The sequence below is a fragment of the Amnibacterium soli genome (assembly GCF_039544415.1).
Classification (GTDB): domain Bacteria; phylum Actinomycetota; class Actinomycetes; order Actinomycetales; family Microbacteriaceae; genus Amnibacterium; species Amnibacterium soli.
Genome location: NZ_BAABLP010000001.1, coordinates 274,576 through 292,620, shown reverse-complemented (window position 1 = coordinate 292,620; position 18,045 = coordinate 274,576). Strand labels below are relative to the sequence as shown.

General features: G+C 73.9%; 21 protein-coding genes and 1 pseudogene. 8 read left to right on the top strand and 14 right to left on the bottom strand.

Features of this window, described 5'->3' with window-relative positions; translation table 11 throughout:
* Window positions 1-36 precede the first annotated feature (36 nt).
* Window positions 37-810: a hypothetical protein gene (locus ABEA53_RS01410; RefSeq protein WP_345479128.1), complete on the bottom strand. Its 774-nt coding sequence runs from the start codon at window positions 808-810 to the stop codon at window positions 37-39.
* Window positions 807-1,403 carry an RNA polymerase sigma factor gene (locus tag ABEA53_RS01405; RefSeq protein ID WP_345479127.1) on the bottom strand — a complete coding sequence of 199 codons (597 nt, stop codon included), beginning with the start codon at window positions 1,401-1,403 and terminating at the stop codon, window positions 807-809. Before ABEA53_RS01405 ends, ABEA53_RS01410 begins: the two co-directional genes overlap by 4 nt.
* A 93-nt stretch (window positions 1,404-1,496) precedes the next feature.
* Between ABEA53_RS01405 and yczE the strand changes: the two genes are divergently transcribed.
* The gene (yczE, locus tag ABEA53_RS01400) at window positions 1,497-2,117 is read left to right on the top strand and encodes a membrane protein YczE (protein ID WP_345479126.1); all 621 of its coding nucleotides are present in this window, start codon (window positions 1,497-1,499) and stop codon (window positions 2,115-2,117) included.
* Between the two features lie 3 nt (window positions 2,118-2,120).
* Here the strand turns inward: yczE and ABEA53_RS01395 are convergent, their stop codons facing one another.
* Entirely contained in the window at window positions 2,121-2,543 is a 423-nt protein-coding gene (locus ABEA53_RS01395) for a hypothetical protein (protein WP_345479125.1), read from the bottom strand.
* A gap of 92 nt (window positions 2,544-2,635) precedes the next feature.
* On the opposite strand from ABEA53_RS01395, the gene ABEA53_RS01390 reads away from it, so the two are divergent.
* The gene (locus tag ABEA53_RS01390) at window positions 2,636-3,193 is read left to right on the top strand and encodes a GIY-YIG nuclease family protein (RefSeq protein ID WP_345479124.1); all 558 of its coding nucleotides are present in this window, start codon (window positions 2,636-2,638) and stop codon (window positions 3,191-3,193) included.
* A gap of 60 nt (window positions 3,194-3,253) precedes the next feature.
* Here ABEA53_RS01390 and ABEA53_RS01385 read toward each other — a convergent pair whose 3' ends face one another.
* The gene (locus ABEA53_RS01385; protein ID WP_345479122.1) at window positions 3,254-3,895 is read right to left on the bottom strand and encodes a hypothetical protein; all 642 of its coding nucleotides are present in this window, start codon (window positions 3,893-3,895) and stop codon (window positions 3,254-3,256) included.
* A gap of 286 nt (window positions 3,896-4,181) precedes the next feature.
* On the opposite strand from ABEA53_RS01385, the gene ABEA53_RS01380 reads away from it, so the two are divergent.
* Window positions 4,182-5,069, top strand: coding sequence for a DUF2382 domain-containing protein (locus tag ABEA53_RS01380; protein ID WP_345479121.1), 888 nt, complete (start codon window positions 4,182-4,184; stop codon window positions 5,067-5,069).
* A gap of 86 nt (window positions 5,070-5,155) precedes the next feature.
* Window positions 5,156-6,157, top strand: coding sequence for a helix-turn-helix domain-containing protein (locus ABEA53_RS01375; protein ID WP_345479120.1), 1,002 nt, complete (start codon window positions 5,156-5,158; stop codon window positions 6,155-6,157).
* Window positions 6,158-6,190: 33 nt separating this feature from the next.
* Here ABEA53_RS01375 and ABEA53_RS16970 read toward each other — a convergent pair.
* The 5 genes and pseudogenes from ABEA53_RS16970 to ABEA53_RS01355 form a co-directional block, all read right to left on the bottom strand.
* Window positions 6,191-6,286, bottom strand: a pseudogene (locus ABEA53_RS16970) (DUF7882 family protein); the annotation flags it as partial.
* Between the two features lie 126 nt (window positions 6,287-6,412).
* A complete protein-coding gene (locus ABEA53_RS01370; RefSeq protein ID WP_345479118.1) occupies window positions 6,413-6,727 on the bottom strand; it encodes a hypothetical protein in 315 nt (104 codons plus the stop codon).
* Between the two features lie 137 nt (window positions 6,728-6,864).
* On the bottom strand, window positions 6,865-8,343 hold the full coding sequence (locus ABEA53_RS01365) for an NAD(P)/FAD-dependent oxidoreductase (protein WP_345479117.1): 1,479 nt from the start codon (window positions 8,341-8,343) through the stop codon (window positions 6,865-6,867).
* A gap of 79 nt (window positions 8,344-8,422) precedes the next feature.
* Window positions 8,423-8,941: a DUF501 domain-containing protein gene (locus tag ABEA53_RS01360; RefSeq protein WP_345479115.1), complete on the bottom strand. Its 519-nt coding sequence runs from the start codon at window positions 8,939-8,941 to the stop codon at window positions 8,423-8,425.
* Window positions 8,938-9,366: a septum formation initiator family protein gene (locus ABEA53_RS01355; protein WP_345479114.1), complete on the bottom strand. Its 429-nt coding sequence runs from the start codon at window positions 9,364-9,366 to the stop codon at window positions 8,938-8,940. The genes ABEA53_RS01360 and ABEA53_RS01355 overlap by 4 nt, the downstream gene beginning before the upstream one ends.
* A gap of 210 nt (window positions 9,367-9,576) precedes the next feature.
* Here ABEA53_RS01355 and ABEA53_RS01350 point away from each other — a divergent pair, with 210 nt between their 5' ends.
* Window positions 9,577-9,879 (top strand): Dabb family protein, encoded by a 303-nt coding sequence (locus ABEA53_RS01350; RefSeq protein WP_345479113.1) that lies wholly within the window; start codon window positions 9,577-9,579, stop codon window positions 9,877-9,879.
* Window positions 9,880-9,960: 81 nt separating this feature from the next.
* On the opposite strand, the gene eno is transcribed toward ABEA53_RS01350, so the two are convergent.
* Window positions 9,961-11,241 carry a phosphopyruvate hydratase gene (gene eno, locus ABEA53_RS01345; protein WP_345479111.1) on the bottom strand — a complete coding sequence of 427 codons (1,281 nt, stop codon included), beginning with the start codon at window positions 11,239-11,241 and terminating at the stop codon, window positions 9,961-9,963.
* Window positions 11,242-11,339: 98 nt separating this feature from the next.
* Here eno and ABEA53_RS01340 point away from each other — a divergent pair, with 98 nt between their 5' ends.
* A complete protein-coding gene (locus ABEA53_RS01340) occupies window positions 11,340-11,729 on the top strand; it encodes an MmcQ/YjbR family DNA-binding protein (protein ID WP_345479110.1) in 390 nt (129 codons plus the stop codon).
* Between the two features lie 62 nt (window positions 11,730-11,791).
* Here the strand turns inward: ABEA53_RS01340 and hisS are convergent, their stop codons facing one another.
* The gene (hisS, locus tag ABEA53_RS01335) at window positions 11,792-13,018 is read right to left on the bottom strand and encodes a histidine--tRNA ligase (protein WP_345479109.1); all 1,227 of its coding nucleotides are present in this window, start codon (window positions 13,016-13,018) and stop codon (window positions 11,792-11,794) included.
* Window positions 13,019-13,224: 206 nt separating this feature from the next.
* Here hisS and ABEA53_RS01330 point away from each other — a divergent pair, with 206 nt between their 5' ends.
* Both ABEA53_RS01330 and ABEA53_RS01325 read left to right on the top strand, forming a co-directional pair.
* Window positions 13,225-14,139 carry an ABC transporter ATP-binding protein gene (locus tag ABEA53_RS01330; RefSeq protein WP_345479108.1) on the top strand — a complete coding sequence of 305 codons (915 nt, stop codon included), beginning with the start codon at window positions 13,225-13,227 and terminating at the stop codon, window positions 14,137-14,139.
* Entirely contained in the window at window positions 14,136-15,197 is a 1,062-nt protein-coding gene (locus ABEA53_RS01325; RefSeq protein WP_345479107.1) for an ABC transporter permease, read from the top strand. The genes ABEA53_RS01330 and ABEA53_RS01325 overlap by 4 nt, the downstream gene beginning before the upstream one ends.
* Window positions 15,198-15,251: 54 nt before the next feature.
* Here ABEA53_RS01325 and ABEA53_RS01320 read toward each other — a convergent pair whose 3' ends face one another.
* The 3 genes from ABEA53_RS01320 to ABEA53_RS01310 form a co-directional block, all read right to left on the bottom strand.
* A complete protein-coding gene (locus tag ABEA53_RS01320; RefSeq protein ID WP_345479106.1) occupies window positions 15,252-15,908 on the bottom strand; it encodes a nucleoside triphosphate pyrophosphohydrolase in 657 nt (218 codons plus the stop codon).
* Between the two features lie 14 nt (window positions 15,909-15,922).
* Entirely contained in the window at window positions 15,923-17,302 is a 1,380-nt protein-coding gene (locus ABEA53_RS01315) for an MFS transporter (RefSeq protein WP_345479658.1), read from the bottom strand.
* A gap of 211 nt (window positions 17,303-17,513) precedes the next feature.
* Window positions 17,514-18,017, bottom strand: coding sequence for a GNAT family N-acetyltransferase (locus ABEA53_RS01310; RefSeq protein ID WP_345479105.1), 504 nt, complete (start codon window positions 18,015-18,017; stop codon window positions 17,514-17,516).
* Window positions 18,018-18,045 lie beyond the last annotated feature (28 nt).

The following is an 18,045-nucleotide window of genomic DNA, read 5'->3' as shown; positions in this document are numbered from 1 at the left end:
CAGCAGGGTTCAAGCGCTTGAGGTCAAGCGCCTGTCCTAGTTGGCGTGGTCCTGACCGGTCACGTGGACGGAGAGCCCGTGGCAGCCCGCGGTGCGCCAGTCGTACGGGCCGCTCCTCGGCGGACCGTCCATCGCCACCTGGTACGCGGCGTACTGGGCGTCCGTCATCCCTGCGCGCTGGGCGGCGAGGCTCGCCGAGTACTCGAACTGCGCGTCGTAGATGAAGCCGTGCTCCGCCATGCAGTGGGTGTCGAGCACGAGCTGCTCGATCCAGATGTCACCGTTGCCGAGGGAGGCGCCCCACGCGCGCAGCTCGGCGTCCGACCGCTGCCGTGCGCCGGTCGCGCCGATCAGGCCGCTGCTCGAAGCAGGCGTCGGAGGCGTGGTCGCGGACTCGGTGGGGGCGACCGGAGGCGCGCTCGTCGGCGGGGGCGCGGTCGGCGGGGCCGTGGTCGTCCTCGTCGTCGGCGCGGGAGGTGCGGAGGTCGGCGGCGCCGAGGTGGTGGGCGGAGGCGTCGGGGTGCCGGTCGGCACGAGGGACGGGCGCGGGGCCGCGGTCTGCGTGTCGACGACGGCGGGCGCCTGATCGCCCGTGAGCGCGGGACGCAGGGCCTGCACCCCGGCGGCCGCACCGGCGACGAGGACGAGCACCCCGGCGATCGCGGCGAACTCCGTGCGCCACGTCTTCCGCGGGCGGAACGGCAGCGAGAGGGCGACCGCGCCCGCGTCGGGACGGGCCGCGCGCACCCGCCGCTCCAGCTCGGCTCGGGCGGCCGCCGCGAAGACGGGGTCGGGGGTGGTGCGGCTCATGAGGCGGGTCCCTTGACGAGTCGGGGCTGGCTGGCGGGTTCGTGGGCGTCGTCGAGCAGGGCGCGCAGCCGGCCGCGCGCCCGGGAGAGGCGCATCCGGGCGGCGCCGGGCGCGAGGCCGACGGCGGCGCCCGCTTCGGCGGTGGAGAGCCCGTCGAGGACGGTGAGGGTGACGAGGGCCGCGTCGATCGCGGACACCTGCCGCAGCGCGGCGCTGATCTGCCGCCGCAGCTCGAGGCGTTCGAGGGAGTCGGTCGCGGTGTCCGCGGCGTCCTCCGCCTCCTCCCGCGGCAGCCGCGACAGCACCCGCTGGTAGCGGACCATCCCGCGGACGCGGTTGCGACTGAGGTGCGTGGCCGTGACGAGCAGCCACGGCAGCACGGACCCGTCGACGAGGCGGACGTCGTTCCGGCGCCGCCACAGCTCGAGGAACGCGGAGGCCATCACCTCGTCGGCCTCGGCCGGCAGCACGACGAGCCGCAGCGCGTGGCGGAACACCCGCGGGTGATGCCGCTCGAAGAGGTTCCCGAACGCGCGATCGTCGGCCGCACGGGCGCGCGACCAGTCGTCCTCGTCGCTCTGGAGCACCGTCACACCTCGGAATGTCCGGACCGGGGCCGGATGTCACACGCCGAGGCGGAGAAGGTTCTCGAGGAGTTCCAGGGCGTCCGGAGGCAGGATGAGGCCGTGGGCGGACGGGCGGTGCGCACGGGTCCGCTGCGCGACCGGCCCGTGGAGCGCACGGTCCGCCTCCTGGCCGGGCTGCTGGTCTTCGGCGCGTCGCTCGCGCTGCTGATCAAGGCGGGCCTCGGGCTCGACCCGTGGGACGTCTTCGCGCAGGGCTGGTCGCGCCGCACGGGCGCGAGCATCGGCACGGTCACCATCGTCACCTCCCTGCTGCTGCTGCTCGCCTGGATCCCGCTGCGGCAGCGGCTCGGCATCGGCACCCTCGCCAACGCGCTGCTCGTCGGCGTCGTCATCGACACCGCGCTGGTCGTGCTGCCGGATCCTCCGGGTCCCGGCTGGCAGGTCGCCTACCTCGTCGTCGCGGTGGTCGGCTCCGGCGTCGGCAGCGGCCTCTACATCGGCGCCGGCTGGGGTCCCGGCGCGCGGGACGGGATCATGACCGGGCTCGCCGCCCGGGGCGTCCCCCTGTTCCTCGCCCGCGCCGCGATCGAGCTGTCCGCGCTGCTGGTGGGGTGGCTGCTCGGCGGCTCCGTCGGCATCGGCACGATCGTGTTCGCGCTCGCCATCGGACCGGTGGTCGGCCTGCTGCTCCCCCGCCTCACGATCCGCCCCGCCCGCTGAACCTCAGACGGCGAGCGCGACGACGCCGAGCACGACGAGCCCGACGCCCGCGAGCACGAGGACCACGTTCGTCGCCCGCACGGCCTGGGCGACCTCGCCGCCGGCGCGCTCGGCGGTCCGCGCGGTGCGGTCGGCTCGGATCAGCCCGCCGACGAGCGCGACCGCGCCGGCGACCACGAGCAGCGCCTCGGGCTGCAGGGCCGGCTGCGGTGCCGTCGTGTACCGGGCGGGGCGGCCCGGCGATGCGGTGGCGGAGACGCCGAGCAGCGCGGTCGTCGCGAGCGCGAAGACGGCGACGGTCGCCGCTGCGGCGAGGTGCGGCCCGCGCAGCGGGCGGCGGGCACGGGATGCCGCGAGCACCTCGGCGAGGGCCGCGATCGTCGCGGCGACGGCGGCGAGCAGGGCGATACCGGCGGGCAGCAGCACCGCAGGATCCTGACAGCACGGTCGGACGACCGGAGGGCGTCTGCGTACCCGCGGCGTCGGCGTCGGTGGCCCCAGCGACCATCGGACCGCTCATGCCCGCCTCCGCCGATCCCGTCGCCTGCGTCGTCCCGGGCTGCACCGCCCTCGCGGAGCGCCCGGACGTGCTGCCGCTCTGCGCCGCGCACCTGGCGCTGGCGGCGGAGGTGCACGCCGCCGGGCAGGGCGTCACCGATCTGCTCCCCTCCCCCTGTGTGCTCTGTGGCGCCCGGCTCGGCGTCCGCCTGCCCGCCGGCTGGGTCTGCGCGATCTGCGAGTGGCCGCTCGGCGAGCACCCCGACGGCGAGCTCGCCCGGCCCCGCGTCGACGTCGTCTACTACGTGCGCTTCCGCGACCGCGTGAAGATCGGCACCAGCGGGAACCCCCGGCAGCGGTTCACGGCGATCCGGCACGAGGAGGTGCTCGCCTTCGAGCGCGGCGACCGCCGGCTCGAGCAGCGGCGGCACGCGGAGTTCGCGGAGGAGCGCGGGGGCACGAGCGAGTGGTTCGACCTGAGCGATCGCCTGCGGCGGCACATCGACGTCCTGGCCGGCGGTGCCGACCCCTGGGACCGCTGGCGGCGGTGGGTGGCGGAGGCGACCGCGACGCGCTGACCACGTGCAGCGGCGCCCGGCCCGAGAGGGGTCGGACGCCGCGCTGACGCTCGGTGCGGACTAGGCGGCGGCGAGCCCCGCACGGTCGACCTTGCGGTGGTAGCGCATGCCGGCGAGGCCGCCGAGGATCGCGCCGATGAGGGTGATCACGAGCACTGCGAGGGCGCTGAGGATGCCGGCGAGCGTCATCTGCGAGCCTGAGAACGGCAGCTGCGCGACGCTGCCGAGCTGGTTCGCGACCCCGCTGGCCGAGCCCGCGATCGCACCGACGATGCCGAGCACGACGGCGATGATGATCGCCCACAGCCACACGGCGACGCCCTGCTTCACGCCGCTGAACCGGGCCATGCGTCCGGCGACGTAGCCGCCGGCGAAGTAGGAGACGAGCAGCACGACGAGCAGCGCGATCCCGCCGCCGATGCCGAGCGCGTTCAGGGTGGCGCCGGTGGCCTGGTTCTGCACGCCCGTGAGCGCGGTGATGCCGGTGATGAGGGCGGTCAGCAGCACGGTGAGCCCGGTCGCGGTGAGCCAGCCGAAGAAGCCGACCCCGAGCTTCATGCCCGAGAACTGCTCCTTCTCGCGCTGGAGCATGCGGTCGTGCTCGACGCCCGGGTCCGTCCTCGGGGAGGAGAGCCGGGCGTCGCCGCCGGCGGCGACCGCCGTGGGGCGCTCCGGCGTTGCGGAGTCGTGCGTATCTGTCATGGCCGTGACCGTACTGAGGAGCGGGTGTCGGATCCGTGCGCGTCCTCCCTACTGACGGCGAGCGCGCGGGTGACGCCCAGACGACGTGGACCGTTTGCGCACCTCCAGCGCGTACTCATTGAGCGTTTAGCGGGCGCTCCGGCGGCGCTGGACGAATGCAGACGTCGGCCGCAGGACAGCGGTCGACGAGCAGACCAGCCCTCCTGCCGCCGTCCCGGCGTGCAGGCGAGGCCGGGCGGACGCCCCGTGCGGTCGCCCGAAGCAGTACGACAAGAGGAGATCTCGCATGGTCGACATCAACGACATCGACACCCTGTACAGCGCCACCGCGGTGGACCGCGACGGCGACAAGCTCGGCAAGGTCGGACAGGTCTACGTCTCCGACGACGGCCGCCAGCCGCTGTTCGTGACCGTGCACACCGGCCTCTTCGGCACGAAGCAGTCCTTCGTCCCGCTGCAGGGCGCGGACCTGCGCGGTGACACCGTCACGCTGCAGTACGACAAGGACACCATCAAGGGCGCGCCGAACATCGACGACGACGGCGCACTGTCCGACGACGAGCAGGAGAGCCTGTTCGACTACTACGACGGCCGCTCCGGCGGCACCGCCTCCGGCGTCGGCACCACGACCGCCGGCCTCGGCACGGACGTCGACACGGACCGCCGCGACGGCTACTCGGACACGGACGGCACCCGCGGCGCGGGCTTCACCGGCACCGAGCGCACCGACACGGACCGCACCGACACGGACCGCTCCACGGTCGGTCACGACACCTCCGGTCCCACGACCGACGACGCGATGACCCGCTCGGAGGAGCGCCTCAACGTCGGCACCCAGCGCCAGGAGGCGGGCCGCGTCCGCCTCCGCAAGCACGTCGTCACCGAGCGCCAGACCGTGGACGTCCCCGTCTCGCACGAGGAGGTCCGCCTCCAGCGCGAGCCGATCACCGACGCGAACCGCGGCGACGCGCTGAGCGGCCCGGACCTGTCGGACGAGGAGCACGAGGTCGTCCTGACCGAGGAGCGCCCCGTCGTCGAGAAGGAGACCGTGCCGGTCGAGCGCGTGCGCCTCGACACGGAGCAGGTCACCGAGAACCGCCGGGTCTCGGAGGACGTGCGCCACGAGGAGATCGAGACCGACGGCGACACCACGCCGGGCACCGAGCGGCGCTGACCCGCGGATCGCAGTGAGGGGGAGGACGCCGACCGGCGTCCTCCCCCTTCCGCGCACTCTCGCGCAGCACCCCCTAGGGTCCGGGGGTGGTCGATGCCCTGCTCCGCTTCACCTACGCCGCCGCCGACGCGAGCGCGGCGACCCTGGCCGCCCGTGCGGTCCTCGGCTCGGCCGAGGTCTCGATGCGCGGTGACGCCCTGTCGTGGAAGCAGACCTCGCTCGTCGACGACGGCATCTCCGTGTCGCGGGTGGAGGTGCGGGGCGACGCCGTGCGGCTCGTCATCGGGAGGTCGACGGAGCTCGTGGTGGTCCACGTCCGCACCGGATCCGCGGTGCTGCAGAACGGCGAGCACGAGACGACGCTGACCGCAGGCGGCCTGGGGCTCGTCCCGATCGACGCGAGAGCGCAGCTGCAGACGTCCGGCGCCGATCTCGAGCTGTTCAGCCTGCCGCCGGCGCCGCTCGCCCGCCTGCTCGGGGTGTCGAAGCACGCCGTCCAGCTGCATGCGCCGCGGATCACACCCCGGTCCCCGGAGCTCGCGGAGTATCTGCGTCGGGTCGGGCACCTGCTCACCTCCGCCGTGTTCGGCGTGCCCGAGGTCTACGCCCGCGACCTGGTGCGCGTGCAGACGATCGACACCCTGACAGCGGTCATCGTGGAGGCGTTCGAGCTGACGAACCGCTCGGAGGACGCCACGGACCGCGACGGCGCGGTGGTGCGTCGCGCGCTCGCGGAGCTCCGCGCGCACCTCGCCGACCCCGTGTCGATCCCGGAGGTCGCGGAGGCGGCGGGCGTCTCCGTCCGCGGGCTCCAGCTGATCTTCCAGCGGCAGCTCGGCGTCTCACCGCTGCTGCACCTGCGCATGCTGCGGCTGGAGGCGGCGCGGCAGGCGCTGATCGACGAGGCGAACGCCGGCACCACCGTCGCGGACATCGCCCGGCGCTTCGGCTACTCGAACGGCGGCCGCTTCTCGACCCACTACCGCAACGCGTTCGGGGAGTCGCCGGCGGAGAGCCTGCAGCGGGTGCGCAGCAGGCCCGAGCAGCCGCTGCCGGACGACTCGGAGGCGGAGATCGTCCGTCCCTGAGGGCAGGGGCTCCCCGACGTCGATGACGACGAGGCCGCGCGGGCGCTCCGCGGACCGGACGAGCACCTCGATCCACGCCCGGTCGAGCGCGGGCGCGCGCGAGCCGTCGAACCGGAATCGGGTCGGCACGGGTCGGCGTCAGCCGCATCGCGCTGCGCCCCCGGCCGCTGGTGGGGTCGTCGACCCAGGACGTCGGGAACGACTCCCACGTCGTGTGGGGGGCGGTGCTGCGCCCACCGGCTCGGTGACGGCCGGCTACTCCGCGGGCTGCGGCTCGGCGGGCCGCACCTCGGCGTACTGCGCGAAATCGGCCATGCGGTCCTCGATGTACTCGAGCGCGTCCTCGTTCAGCGGCTCGGGCAGCGTCGAATCGGAGTGCTCCGCGACGAGCGGCACCCAGCCGCCGAGCGGCAGCAGGAAGGACACCTCCCGACCGTCGGGGTCGATGGCGCGGATCGTCACGTCGTCGACGCTGCGGGTCGCGTCCAGGTGGGCGGCGTAGCGCAGCACCTCCCCCGCGATGCGGTCGCCGATGAGCAGCGAGGTGTGGTCGATGGTGACGGTCTGCATGGTGGGGCCGTGCGGGTCCCGGATCCCGTGCGCGCGTGGTTCGCGCAGGTCCGAGCCCTCGGGTCGTCCTCTCCGAACGCCGAACGGCGCCGCTCCCCCCGTGGAGGAGAGCGACGCCGCTCGTGGATGTGGCTGGGCTAGTTCTTCGCCGGTTCCGGCTCGGGTGCCGGGTTCGCGTACACCGGCGCCTCGACGCCCTTCGCGCCCGGCAGCTCCGGCTCGACGTCCGGCTTCTTCCGGGCCCGGGGCGCGCGCTTCGGCGCGGCCGGGTCGGCGTCCGGGACGACCGCGGCCGGCGGCTTGGGCCGGGACGCGAACGTCTCGAACGCGACCCGCGGCTGCTCGCGGGCGATCAGCTGGACCATGTCGCGGCCGAGCACGAAGTTGAGGACCCAGTTGCCGACGACGCGGATCTTGCGCTCCCACGTCGGGATCGCGAGGCCGTGGTAGCCGCGGTGCATGACCCACGCCGGGAAGCCCTTGACCGCGATCCTGCCGGACTGGAACGCGCCCTCGTAGAGGCCGAGGCCCGCGACGGCGCCGAGGCTGTCGTGGCGGTACTCCTTGACGCCCTCGCCGCGCAGGCTGGCGGCGATGTTCTTCGCGAGCAGCTTGCCCTGGCGCACCGCGTGCTGCGCGTTCGGCACGCACATGCCGCCGACGCCCTTGCCCGTGAGGTCGGGCACGGCGGAGACGTCGCCGGCGCCCCAGGCGTCGGGCACGATCTCGCCCTCGGCGGTGACGACCCGCAGGTCCGCCTTCACGCGGAGGCGACCGCGCTCCTCCGTCGGCAGGTCAGTGTTGCGCAGCATCGGGGACGCCATGACGCCCGCCGTCCACACGATGACGTCCGACTCGAAGCTCTCGCCGGTCGACAGCTGGATCACGCCGCCCGTCGCGTCCTTCAGCTGGGTGTCGAGGTGCACGTTCGCGCCGCGCTCGGCGTAGTTCTTCAGCACCCACTGGGAGGTGGGCAGCGACACCTCGGGCATGATCCGGCCCATGGCCTCGATCAGGTGGAAGTGCGTGTCCTCGAAGGTCAGCTGCGGGTAGCGGGCCAGCAGCGCCGACGCGAGCGAGCGCATCTCGCCGAAGACCTCGATGCCGGCGAAGCCGCCGCCGACCACCACGAAGGTGAGCAGGCGGTCGCGCGCCGGGCCGGCGGGCAGGTTCGCCGCGAGCTCGAAGTTGCGGACGATGCGGTCGCGGATCGCGACGGCCTCCTCGATCGTCTTCAGGCCGATCGCCTCGTCGGCGACCCCCGGGATCGGGAAGGTGCGGGAGACGGAGCCGGCGGTGACGACGATCTGGTCGTACGTCATCTTCCAGGGCTCGCCGACCTCGGGCGTGATGTCGACGGTCTTCGAGGCGTGGTCGATGCCCGTGACCTTCGCCGTGATGACGCGGGCGCGCTTGAGGTGCTTGCGCTGGTCGACGACCGCGTGGCGGGCCTCGACGGCGCCGCCCACGACCTCGGGCAGGAACGGCTGGTACGTCAGGTACGACAGCGGGTCGACGACGACGATCTCGGCGTCCTTGGCGGAGAGCCACTTCTCCAGCTTCCACGCGGTGTAGAAGCCGGCGTAGCCGCCGCCGACGATGAGGATGCGAGGCACGAGTCGGTCAGTTCCTTTCGAGAGGGCCGGCCATCGAGGCGGTCGGCCTTCGAGGTGGTCGGATTGCCAGGGAGCGATGCTACCGGGCTGCCGGGGCGGGCCAGCGACCGATGGCCGCGCGCACAGGCGCCTCCGCCTCAGCGGCCTCGCTGAGCGCGAGGTCGCCGATCGGGTTCACGCCCGGGCCCGCGGCGAGCGCGTGGCCGGCGAGGGCGTGGAGGCACTTCACGCGCAAGGGCATGCCGCCCGCGCTGAAGCCCGCGATCTCGGGCACCTCGCCCGCCGCCTCCCGGTCCGCCAGGTAGGCCGTGTGCGCCGCCGCGTACTGCTCGGCCCACACGCCGTCCGGCTGCTCGACGAGCGCGGACCACTCCCGCATGCGGCCGTCCGCCTCGAGGCGGGACACCGCTGCGACGAGCGCCGGGTGGGTCAGGTAGTAGAAGGTCGGGAACGGGGTGCCGTCCGCGAGCCGCGGCGCGGTCGAGACCACGGCCGGGGTGCCGTCGAGCGTGCGCGCCGCGATGCCGAGGACGTCGCGGACGGGGCGGCCCAGCTGCGCGGAGACGACGGCGAGGTCGGCCTCGGTCGCGGGCGTCATCGGGCGGGCTCGGTGGTCGTGCCCGCGGCGACGAGCGACTGCAGCAGCGCCGCGGTCCAGGGGGTGCGGTCGGGCTGCGCGGTGGTCGCGGGCGTCGGGACGCCGGACGTACCGGCCTTCGCGTGGATCACGCGGTAGGCCGTGGTGCCCGGCGTCACGTAGAAGAGGCGGCTGCCCGCCTGCGCCCGCACGTAGGCGGGGTCGTCCCAGCGGGCGCGCTGCTCGTCGAGGCGCTGCAGGTCGGCCTTCTGGGTCGCGATGCGCGCCTGGACGTCGGCGATCTCGCGCTGCTGCCCGAGGTAGGTGCTCACCGCGGGCGCGAGCGAGAGCACCCCGAGCACGAGGAGTACCAGCGCTGCGATGGCCGCGCCGGGGATGCGCACCCGCGTCGCGGGCGGTCGCAGGTCCTCCGCGGCTCCGCTCATCGTCCGTCCCTCTGCGTCCATCCGGCGGGGCCCACCCCTCGCCGAAGCAGCGAGTGTATTCGGCCCGGGAAGCGGGCCCCGCGGGCGCGCCTCATGCGCGCGGATCCGCATATCGTCCGCCGATCCGCAGAAAAGGGCCGACACGCCGGATCCGGGAGCCCTGTGCCCCGCGTGTCGCGGAAGAACTGCGGATCCGCGAAGGTGGTGCGCATGACCGCCATCCGTCACACCGTCGCGTTCACCCTGCCCTTCGAGGCGGGGTCGAGCGGCGAGCAGGCGTTCCTGGCCGAAGCGCGGGCGCTCACCGCGATCCCGGAGGTGCAGGGGTTCCAGGTGCTCCGCGTGCTCGACGAGGGCGCCGAGCTGCCCCTCGCGCTGTCGATGGAGTTCGCCGACCGCGCCGCGTACGAGGCGTACGACGACCACCCGCTGCACCGCGAGTTCGTGGCGCGGCGCTGGCTGCCGACGGTCACGGCGTTCCAGGAGTCGGACTTCGCGGTCGAGCCCGCCTGATCCTGGTCACCGCGGGAACGCAGCGGCACGCCGGGCCGAGGTGGTCTCGGCCCGGCGTGCCGGGGTGATGCGATCCGCGGGTCAGGCGCTGAAGCGCGGGAAGGCCGCGAGACCCGGGTACACGGCGGCCTCGCCCAGCTCCTCCTCGATGCGGAGCAGCTGGTTGTACTTCGCGACGCGCTCGCTGCGGGCCGGGGCGCCGGTCTTGATCAGGCCGGCGTCGGTGGCGACGGCGAGGTCCGCGATGGTCGTGTCCTCGGTCTCGCCGGAGCGGTGCGACAGGATCGCCGTGTAGCCGTTGCGCTGCGCGAGCGCGACGGCGTCGAGCGTCTCGGTGAGCGTGCCGATCTGGTTCACCTTCACCAGGATCGAGTTCGCGGCCTTCAGCGAGAGGCCCTTCGCGAGCCGCTCCGGGTTGGTGACGAAGAGGTCGTCGCCGACGATCTGGACCTTGCCGCCGATCTCCTCGGTCAGCGTCGCCCAGCCCTCCCAGTCGTCCTCCGCCAGCGGGTCCTCGATGGAGACCAGCGGGTAGTTCGCGACGAGGTCCGCGTAGTAGGCCGACATCTCGGCGGCCGACGTCTTCCTGCCCTCGAACGTGTACGAGCCGCCCTCGAAGAACTCGGTGGAGGCGACGTCGAGCGCGAGCGCGATGTCCTTGCCCGGCGTGAAGCCGGCGGCCTGGATGGCCTCCATCAGCAGGTCCAGCGCGGCGCGGTTGCTCGGGAGGTTCGGGGCGAAGCCGCCCTCGTCGCCGAGGCCGGTCGAGAGGCCCTGCTTGCTCATGAGGCCCTTGAGCACGTGGTACGTCTCGGTGCCCCAGCGGAGGGCGTCCCGGAACGACTCCGCGCCGACCGGCAGGATCATGAACTCCTGGATGTCGACGTTCGACTCGGCGTGCGAGCCGCCGTTGATGACGTTCATCATCGGCACGGGCAGCACGTGGGCGTTGGGGCCGCCGATGTAGCGGAAGAGCGGCAGCTCGGCGGAGGCGGCGGCGGCCTTCGCGACGGCGAGGCTGACGCCGAGGATCGCGTTCGCGCCGAGGTTCGACTTGTTGTCGGAGCCGTCGGTCGCGATCAGGGTCGCGTCGACGATGCGCTGATCGGCGGCGTCGATGCCCTCCACGGCCGGGCCGAGCTCGTCGATGACGGCCGCGACGGCCTTCTCGACGCCCTTGCCGCCGTAGCGCTTCTTGTCGCCGTCGCGCAGCTCGTACGCCTCGAAGGCACCGGTGGAGGCGCCGGAGGGGACGGCGGCGCGGGCGACCACGCCGTCCTCGAGCAGGACCTCGACCTCGACGGTCGGGTTGCCCCGGGAATCGAGGATCTCGCGGGCGTCGATGGTGTCGATAGCAGCCATGCGGAAAGACTACTCAGGCCGTGCAGCACTCCTTTCGACGCCCGGTGCGAACAGGAGGCGTCTGGTCAGGGGCGCCGCGGGCGGCCACACTCGCTCGCATGGCGCACCCGATCATGTTCGACGCCGACGACCCGCTGCTCGAGCGGGTCCGCGGCCTCGCGCTCGCGCTGCCGGAGGCGGAGGCGGAGGAGCGGATCAGCCACGGCCGCCCGTGGTTCTCCATCCCCGGCCGGACGGCGTTCGCGGTCTACGGCAGCGGCACGCGCGGCCCGGACAAGGTGATGCACCCGCACGCCGTCGTGGTGCACGTCGACGACGACGAGCGGCCCGCGCGGCTGCAGGACCCGCGCTTCTTCGTGCCCGCCTACCTCGGCCCGCGCGGCTGGCTCGGCCTCGACGTCGACGGCCCCGACACCGACTGGGCCGAGATCGCGGAGCTGCTCGACGCCTCCTGGCGGCGCTCCGCCCCGGCCCGCCTCCTCCGCTGATCCGGTTCTTTCGTCTTTACGGAGATCTGGCTGCGCCAGATCTCCGTAAAGACGAAAAGGGGTCAGCCGAGGGGGCGGAGGTCGCCGAGGCCGTCGGCGGTCACGAGCGCGAAGCGGGTGAAGCCGTCGGCGGTCAGCGCGTCGAGCTGCGCCTTGCGGTTCTTGCGGGCGCGCTCGAGGCGGACGCGACCGCCGTCCTCCTGCACCTGCCGCTTCGCCGCCAGCAGCGCCGCGACGGGCACGTCGGCGTCGTGCAGCAGCGCGGTCGCGGAGGCGCCCGCCCGCCGGTCCGGTAGCAGGTCGACGATGCGCTCGAACCCGATCGAGAAGCCCACCGCGGGCACGTCGCGGCCGAGGAAGCGGCCGATCATCCCGTCGTAGCGCCCGCCGCCGCCGAGCGACGAGGTGGAGGAGGGGTGCGCGATCTCGAAGATCGTGCCCGTGTAGTAGCCCATGCCGCGCACGAGCGTCGGGTCGAAGACGAGCTCGACCCCGGGCAGCGCGTCCTTCAGCGCGAGCAGGTCCGCGTACGCCTCGACGTCGAGCCAGGCGGGCGGGTCGACCGCGAGGTCCCAGCCGGCGGTCGCGAGCTCCGCGAACGCCTCGGGCAGACCGGCGGTGTCGACGCCCTGCTCGCCGAGCTCGGTGACGACGCCCGCGACGCCGATCTTGTCGAGCTTGTCGATCGTGATGAGCGCCTGCGAGCCGGCACCGTCGGCGACGCCCCAGGTGGTCAGCAGGCGGGTCAGCACCCGGCGGTCGTTGATGCGGACCGAGGTGCCCTCGATCCCGAGCGCGTCGAGCGCGGCGGCGGTCGCACCGATCAGTTCGAGCTCCGCGATCGCGCCCGGCTCCCCCAGCACGTCGATGTCGCACTGGATGAACTGGCGGTACCGCCCCTTCTGCGGGCGCTCCGCGCGCCAGACCGGCCCGATCTGCACGGACCGGAACACCGCGGGCAGCGCCGCCTGGTTCGACGCGTAGAAGCGCGCGAGCGGCACGGTCAGGTCGTAGCGGAGGCCGAGGTCGGCGAGCGCCGCCGCGTCCTGCGCCTCCCGCCACTGCTCCGGGCCGAGCCCGCGCTTCAGCACGCTGAACGACAGCTTCTCGTTGTCGCCGCCGAGGCCGGCGTGCAGGCGGTCGTAGTCCTCGAGCGCGGGCGCCTCGATCTCGTCGAAGCCGTGGCTGCGGTACACGGCGCGGATCACCGACAGCGCGTGCTCGCGCTTCGCCTTCTCGGCCGGGAGGAGATCACGCATGCCGCGCGGCGGGTTCACGGGTGCTGCCACGGCAGCAATCCTCCCAGGCGCCGCAGCCCCGCCTCGCTCCGCCCACATCCCCCGACGTCGCGCGGTCGCTGCGGCGTCGCGCGGTGGGCATGCGGACCGCGTGACGCCACGGGGACCGCGCGACGGGACGCCCGCCCCGAAGTGGGACCCGGGGTTCCCCCTGCAGACGGAAGCGGCGGATCGCGCGCCGTCGCTACCGTCCCCCCATGGACCCTGCAGGCATCGTCGTCGAGGGGGTGCGGCGGTCCTTCGGATCGACGCACGCCGTGCGGGACATGCGCTTCTCCGCCTCCCCCGGCCGCGTCACCGGGCTGATCGGCCCCAACGGCTCGGGCAAGACGACGCTGCTGCTGATGCTCGCGACGCTGCTGGCGCCCGACGCCGGCACGATCCGCATCGGCGGGATCGACCCCGTCCGCGACCCCGTCGCCGCGCGCGCGATCATCGGCTGGATGCCGGACGTGCTCGGGTCGTGGGCGTCGCTGACCACGCGGACCACGCTCGAGCTGACGGGCCGCCTGTACGGACTCCCGAAGCCGCGCGCCGCCGCCCGGGCGGACGAGCTGATCGCGCTCGTCGGCCTGGGCGACCTCGCCGACCGGCCGACCCGCGTGCTCTCGCGCGGCCAGAAGCAGCGGATGAGCCTCGCCCGCGCCCTCGTGCACGACCCGTCGGTGCTGCTGCTCGACGAGCCGGCGAGCGGCCTCGACCCGGAGGCGCGGGTCGACCTGCGGCTGCTGGTGCGCTCCCTCGCCGCCGAGGGGCGCACCGTGCTGGTCTCGAGCCACGTGCTGGCCGAGCTGGAGGAGATGGCGGACGACGCCGTCTACGTGCAGCAGGGCGCGACCGTCGACCCGGACCGGCTGGAGGCGCTGCGGGAGGGCCCGCGGACGTGGCGGGTGCGGGCGGAGGACCCGGCGGCCCTCGACGCCGCGCTCGCGGGGCGCGCCGACCTCGACGAGGACCACCTCGGCCGCCTCGTGCCCGTGCGCGACGAGGCGGAGGCGGCGGACCTGCTCGCGCGGCTCATCGGTGCCGGCGTGCGCGTCGTCGCCTTCGCGCCCGCGTCGGGCGAGCTGGAACGCACCTTCCTCGAGCTCAGCAAGGAGTCCCGCGCATGAGGTCCTCCGTCCTCGCCGTCGGCACGGTCGTCGACCTCGAGCTGCGGCAGCGCGTCCGCAGCACCGCCTGGTACGTGCTGCTCGGCGTCGCCGCGGTGCTGCTGCTGTCGGTCACGCTGCTGCTGCTCGCGACCGCGGGCATCTTCGGCCGCGACGGCGGACCGCAGACCGTGTCGGCCGTCGTCTTCTTCGTGCTGCTGCTCGGCACCCTCGTCACCCCGGCGCTGTCGGGCGGCGCGATCAACGGCGACCGGGACGCGGGCACCCTCGCCACGACGCAGGTGACGCTGATCCGCGGCTGGCAGCTCGTGCTCGGCAAGTTCCTCGCGGCGTGGACCGCCGCGCTCGCCTTCCTCGTCGTCGCGCTGCCGTTCCTCCTGATCGCCGCCGCGTTCGGCGGGGCGGACCCGGCGGTGCTGCTCACCGCCCTCGCCGTCACCGTGCTCGAGCTCGGGGTGATCGCCGCGCTCGGCGTCGGCTTCTCCGCCGTGATCTCGCGACCGATCTTCTCGGTGGTGACCACCTACCTCGTCGTCGCGGCGCTCTCGCTGGGCACGCTCGTGGCGTTCGGGCTCGGCGGCCTCGTCGCACCGGTCAAGGTGACGAACACCTCCGTCTTCTACTCGGAGGGGGCCTTCGACGCGGACGGGAAGCTCGTGCGCCCCGTCTGCGACCCGCCCGTGGTCCAGACGTACGACGTGCCGAGCTACGACCGGCTCTGGCCGATCCTCGCCGCGAACCCCTACGTCGTGCTCGCGGACGCGGTGCCCGGCCGCTTCGACCGCACGGGCTCCCCGGTCGACGCGTTCGCCGCGCTGAAGGTCGCGGAGCGCGGCGTGCAGGTGCCGATCGCGCGCACCAGCTACCACAGCGACTGCGACCCGAGCCGCGACACCGACGACCAGCGCCGCCCGGAGTCGGTGCTGGCGAGCACCGTGCCCACGTGGACCGTGGGGCTCGCGATCCACCTGGTGCTGGCCGTGCTGGCGCTGCTGGCCGCGGTGCGCGCGGTCCGCACCCCGGCGCGCCGGCTCGCCCGGGGCACCCGCATCGCCTGATCGGCGGTCGCCGCTTCGGACACGTCTCCGGGCGGCGGCTGCCGACCGGGAGGGCTAGGCCTCCGGGTCCGGCTGGGCCTCGACCTCGCGGATGCGCGCCGTGAAGCGGCGCAGGGCGGACCGGAGGGCGCGCTCCGCGTCGAGTCCCTTCGCCGCCGAGGCGATCACGGTGTCGAGCAGGGCGTCGCCGAGCGCGTCCTCGTCGTCCGGCACCGGGACGCCGGCACGCACCTCGAGGCCCGCGCGCTCGGCCCTGCCGACGAGCTTCTCCGCGAGCAGCAGGGACGGCATGGCCATCGGCACGCCGTCGAGCACGCTCGTGCGGTCGGCCTTCTCGCGCCGCTTCTGCGCCTCCCACACCTCGACGACCGCGTCGGCGTCCGCCGCCTCGGCGTCGCCGAACACGTGCGGGTGGCGGCCGACCATCTTCGCCGCGGTGTCGCGGGCCACGTCCTCGATGTCGAAGCCCTCGCCCGGCGTCGCGGCGGCGAGGTCGGCGTGGAACAGCACCTGGTAGAGCACGTCGCCGAGCTCCTCCCGCATCGCGGGCACGTCGTGCGTCTCGATCGCCTCGACGAGCTCGGCGGTCTCCTCGAGCAGGTACCGCACGAGCGAGCCGTGCGTCTGCTCCGCGTCCCAGGGGCAGCCGTCCGGTCTCCGGAGGCGGGCCATCACGGCCACGAGGCGGTCCAGCTCGGAGGCGTCGGTCACTGCCCCATCCTCGGTCACGCCGCCTCGGGCGCGACCGGCTCGACCCGCGCCTCCGGTGCGGCCGCGTGCTCCGCGCGGAACGAGGGCATGAAGGCCGCGGCGACGAGGGTCAGCACGCCCGCCACGACGACGCCGATGAACACGCCCGTGGAGGCGCTGCTCACCGAGGCGGCGTCCGTCCGGCCGCCGAGCACGCCGTTCGCGACCGCGCCGAACACCGCCACGCCGACGGCGGAGCCGACCGAGCGCAGGAAGGTGTTCGAGCCGGTGACCACGCCGCGCTCGGCGAAGCCGACGCTCGACTGGCCCGCGATCAGCGTCGGAGTCGCGACGGTGCCGAGCCCCAGGCCGACCACGAGGCAGGCGACGCCGGTGAGCCAGATGGAGGCGAGCGGCGTGACGAGCAGCACGCCGATCGCGCCGACGAGGGCGACGGTCGAGCCGATCAGCGCGGTCGGGCGGAAGCCGAGCCGCAGGTAGAGGCGGCCGGCGTTCGAGGCGGCGATCGGCCAGCCGATCGTCAGCAGCGCGAGCGCCAGGCCGGACTCGAGCGGCGTCGCGCCCGCGGCGGACTCGAGGAAGTTCGGCACGTAGGAGGTGAGCCCGAGGATCAGCGCGCCGACACCGGCGCTGATCAGACCCGTCGTGAGCAGCAGCCGGCGGGAGAACACCCATAGCGGCAGGACCGGCTCGGCCGCGCGGCGCTCGACGAGCACGAACGCGACGAGCAGCACGCCGGCGAGCACGAGCAGCCCGACGCCGGGCACGGAGTTCCACGCCCACGCCTGGCCGCCCTGCAGCAGGCCGAGCAGCAGGGCCGTCAGCCCGCCCGTGAGCAGCAGCGCGCCGGGCACGTCGACGCGGCGGCGGGTGCGCTGCGCGGACTCCTCGTAGCGGCGCACCAGCACCGCGGCCACGATGCACAGGGGCACGTTCACGAAGAAGATCCAGCGCCACGAGACGAACTGCGAGAACACGCCGCCGAGGGTCGGGCCGACGACGGAGGAGATCGCCCAGACGCTCGCCAGGTACCCCTGCGCCTTCGCCCGCTCGGCGACGGTGTAGATGTCGCCCGCGACCGTGATCGAGGTCGGCATGATCGCGCCGGCGCCGAGGCCCTGCACCGCGCGGAAGAGGATCAGCAGCAGCATCGACGGCGCGAACCCGCAGAGGATCGAGCCCAGCAGGAACATCGCGATGCCGAACAGCAGCAGCGGCTTGCGGCCGACCGTGTCGATGAGCTTCGCGTAGATCGGCACGGACACCGCCTGCGCGAGCAGGTAGACCGAGAACAGCCACGGGAAGCTGGCGAAGCCGCCGAGGTCGTGCACGATCGACGGCACCGCGGTCGCCAGGATCGTGGAGTCGATCGCGATGAGGCCCGTGGACAGCATCAGGGCGAGCAGGATCGGCCCGCGCTCGCTCCGGAGCCCCACGTCTCGACGGCTGATCGCGGGCGCAGCGGATTCACTCACTCGAGGTCCCAAGCCTTTGCACCGCCTCCGCATTCCCGATGCACGGACCGGGATCCCGCTCGGGAGGCGTCGACGCGGGGTGGAGCAGACCGCACGGCGCGGCACCGACCGCGCGGCGTCGGTGCGCTCCTCAGGGCCGCCGCACGGGCGCGGCGAGCAGGGCGACGCGATAGGCGCCGCCCTTCGTCTCCTGCTCCCCCAGCTTCGTGAAGCCGAGCCGCCCGTGGAACGCGAGCGACTCGGGGTTCGCGGGTCGCACGTTCACCTCGCACGTCACCTCGGCCCTCCCGTGCTCCGCGGCGCGGTCGAAGGCGGCGGCGTGGAGCGCGCGACCGATGCCGGTGCCGCGCTCCCCCTCCGCCACCACGATCCGGTCGACGTACACGAACGAGTCGCTCCGGGCGCTGAACCAGCGGTAGTTCTCGCTCTCGTAGCCCACGCCCGGATCCATCGCGAGCAGGAAGCCGACGGGGCGGCCGGGGTCGACCTCGGCCACTACGGCGAGGCCCGCGACGACCACGAGCTGCGCCAGCTCCTCCTTCGTCGCCGGCGGCACGGCCGGCACGGCGGCGTTGTTCAGCGCGAGGACGGCGGTCAGGTCGAAGGACTCGAGGGGACGGACGACGAGGGGCACGACCGGTCACGATATCCAGCCAGCCCGA

Coding starts and splice junctions, on each gene's coding strand:
- ABEA53_RS01410 (WP_345479128.1), bottom strand. CDS start 810: ATGAGCCGCACCACCCCCGACCCCGTCTTCGCGGCGGCCGCCCGAGCC.
- ABEA53_RS01390 (WP_345479124.1), top strand. CDS start 2,636: ATGCCCGCCTCCGCCGATCCCGTCGCCTGCGTCGTCCCGGGCTGCACC.
- ABEA53_RS01385 (WP_345479122.1), bottom strand. CDS start 3,895: ATGACAGATACGCACGACTCCGCAACGCCGGAGCGCCCCACGGCGGTC.
- ABEA53_RS01380 (WP_345479121.1), top strand. CDS start 4,182: ATGGTCGACATCAACGACATCGACACCCTGTACAGCGCCACCGCGGTG.
- ABEA53_RS01370 (WP_345479118.1), bottom strand. CDS start 6,727: ATGCAGACCGTCACCATCGACCACACCTCGCTGCTCATCGGCGACCGC.
- ABEA53_RS01360 (WP_345479115.1), bottom strand. CDS start 8,941: ATGACGCCCGCGACCGAGGCCGACCTCGCCGTCGTCTCCGCGCAGCTG.
- ABEA53_RS01355 (WP_345479114.1), bottom strand. CDS start 9,366: ATGAGCGGAGCCGCGGAGGACCTGCGACCGCCCGCGACGCGGGTGCGC.
- ABEA53_RS01350 (WP_345479113.1), top strand. CDS start 9,577: ATGACCGCCATCCGTCACACCGTCGCGTTCACCCTGCCCTTCGAGGCG.
- eno (WP_345479111.1), bottom strand. CDS start 11,241: ATGGCTGCTATCGACACCATCGACGCCCGCGAGATCCTCGATTCCCGG.
- ABEA53_RS01340 (WP_345479110.1), top strand. CDS start 11,340: ATGGCGCACCCGATCATGTTCGACGCCGACGACCCGCTGCTCGAGCGG.
- ABEA53_RS01330 (WP_345479108.1), top strand. CDS start 13,225: ATGGACCCTGCAGGCATCGTCGTCGAGGGGGTGCGGCGGTCCTTCGGA.
- ABEA53_RS01325 (WP_345479107.1), top strand. CDS start 14,136: ATGAGGTCCTCCGTCCTCGCCGTCGGCACGGTCGTCGACCTCGAGCTG.
- ABEA53_RS01315 (WP_345479658.1), bottom strand. CDS start 17,302: ATGCTGTCCACGGGCCTCATCGCGATCGACTCCACGATCCTGGCGACC.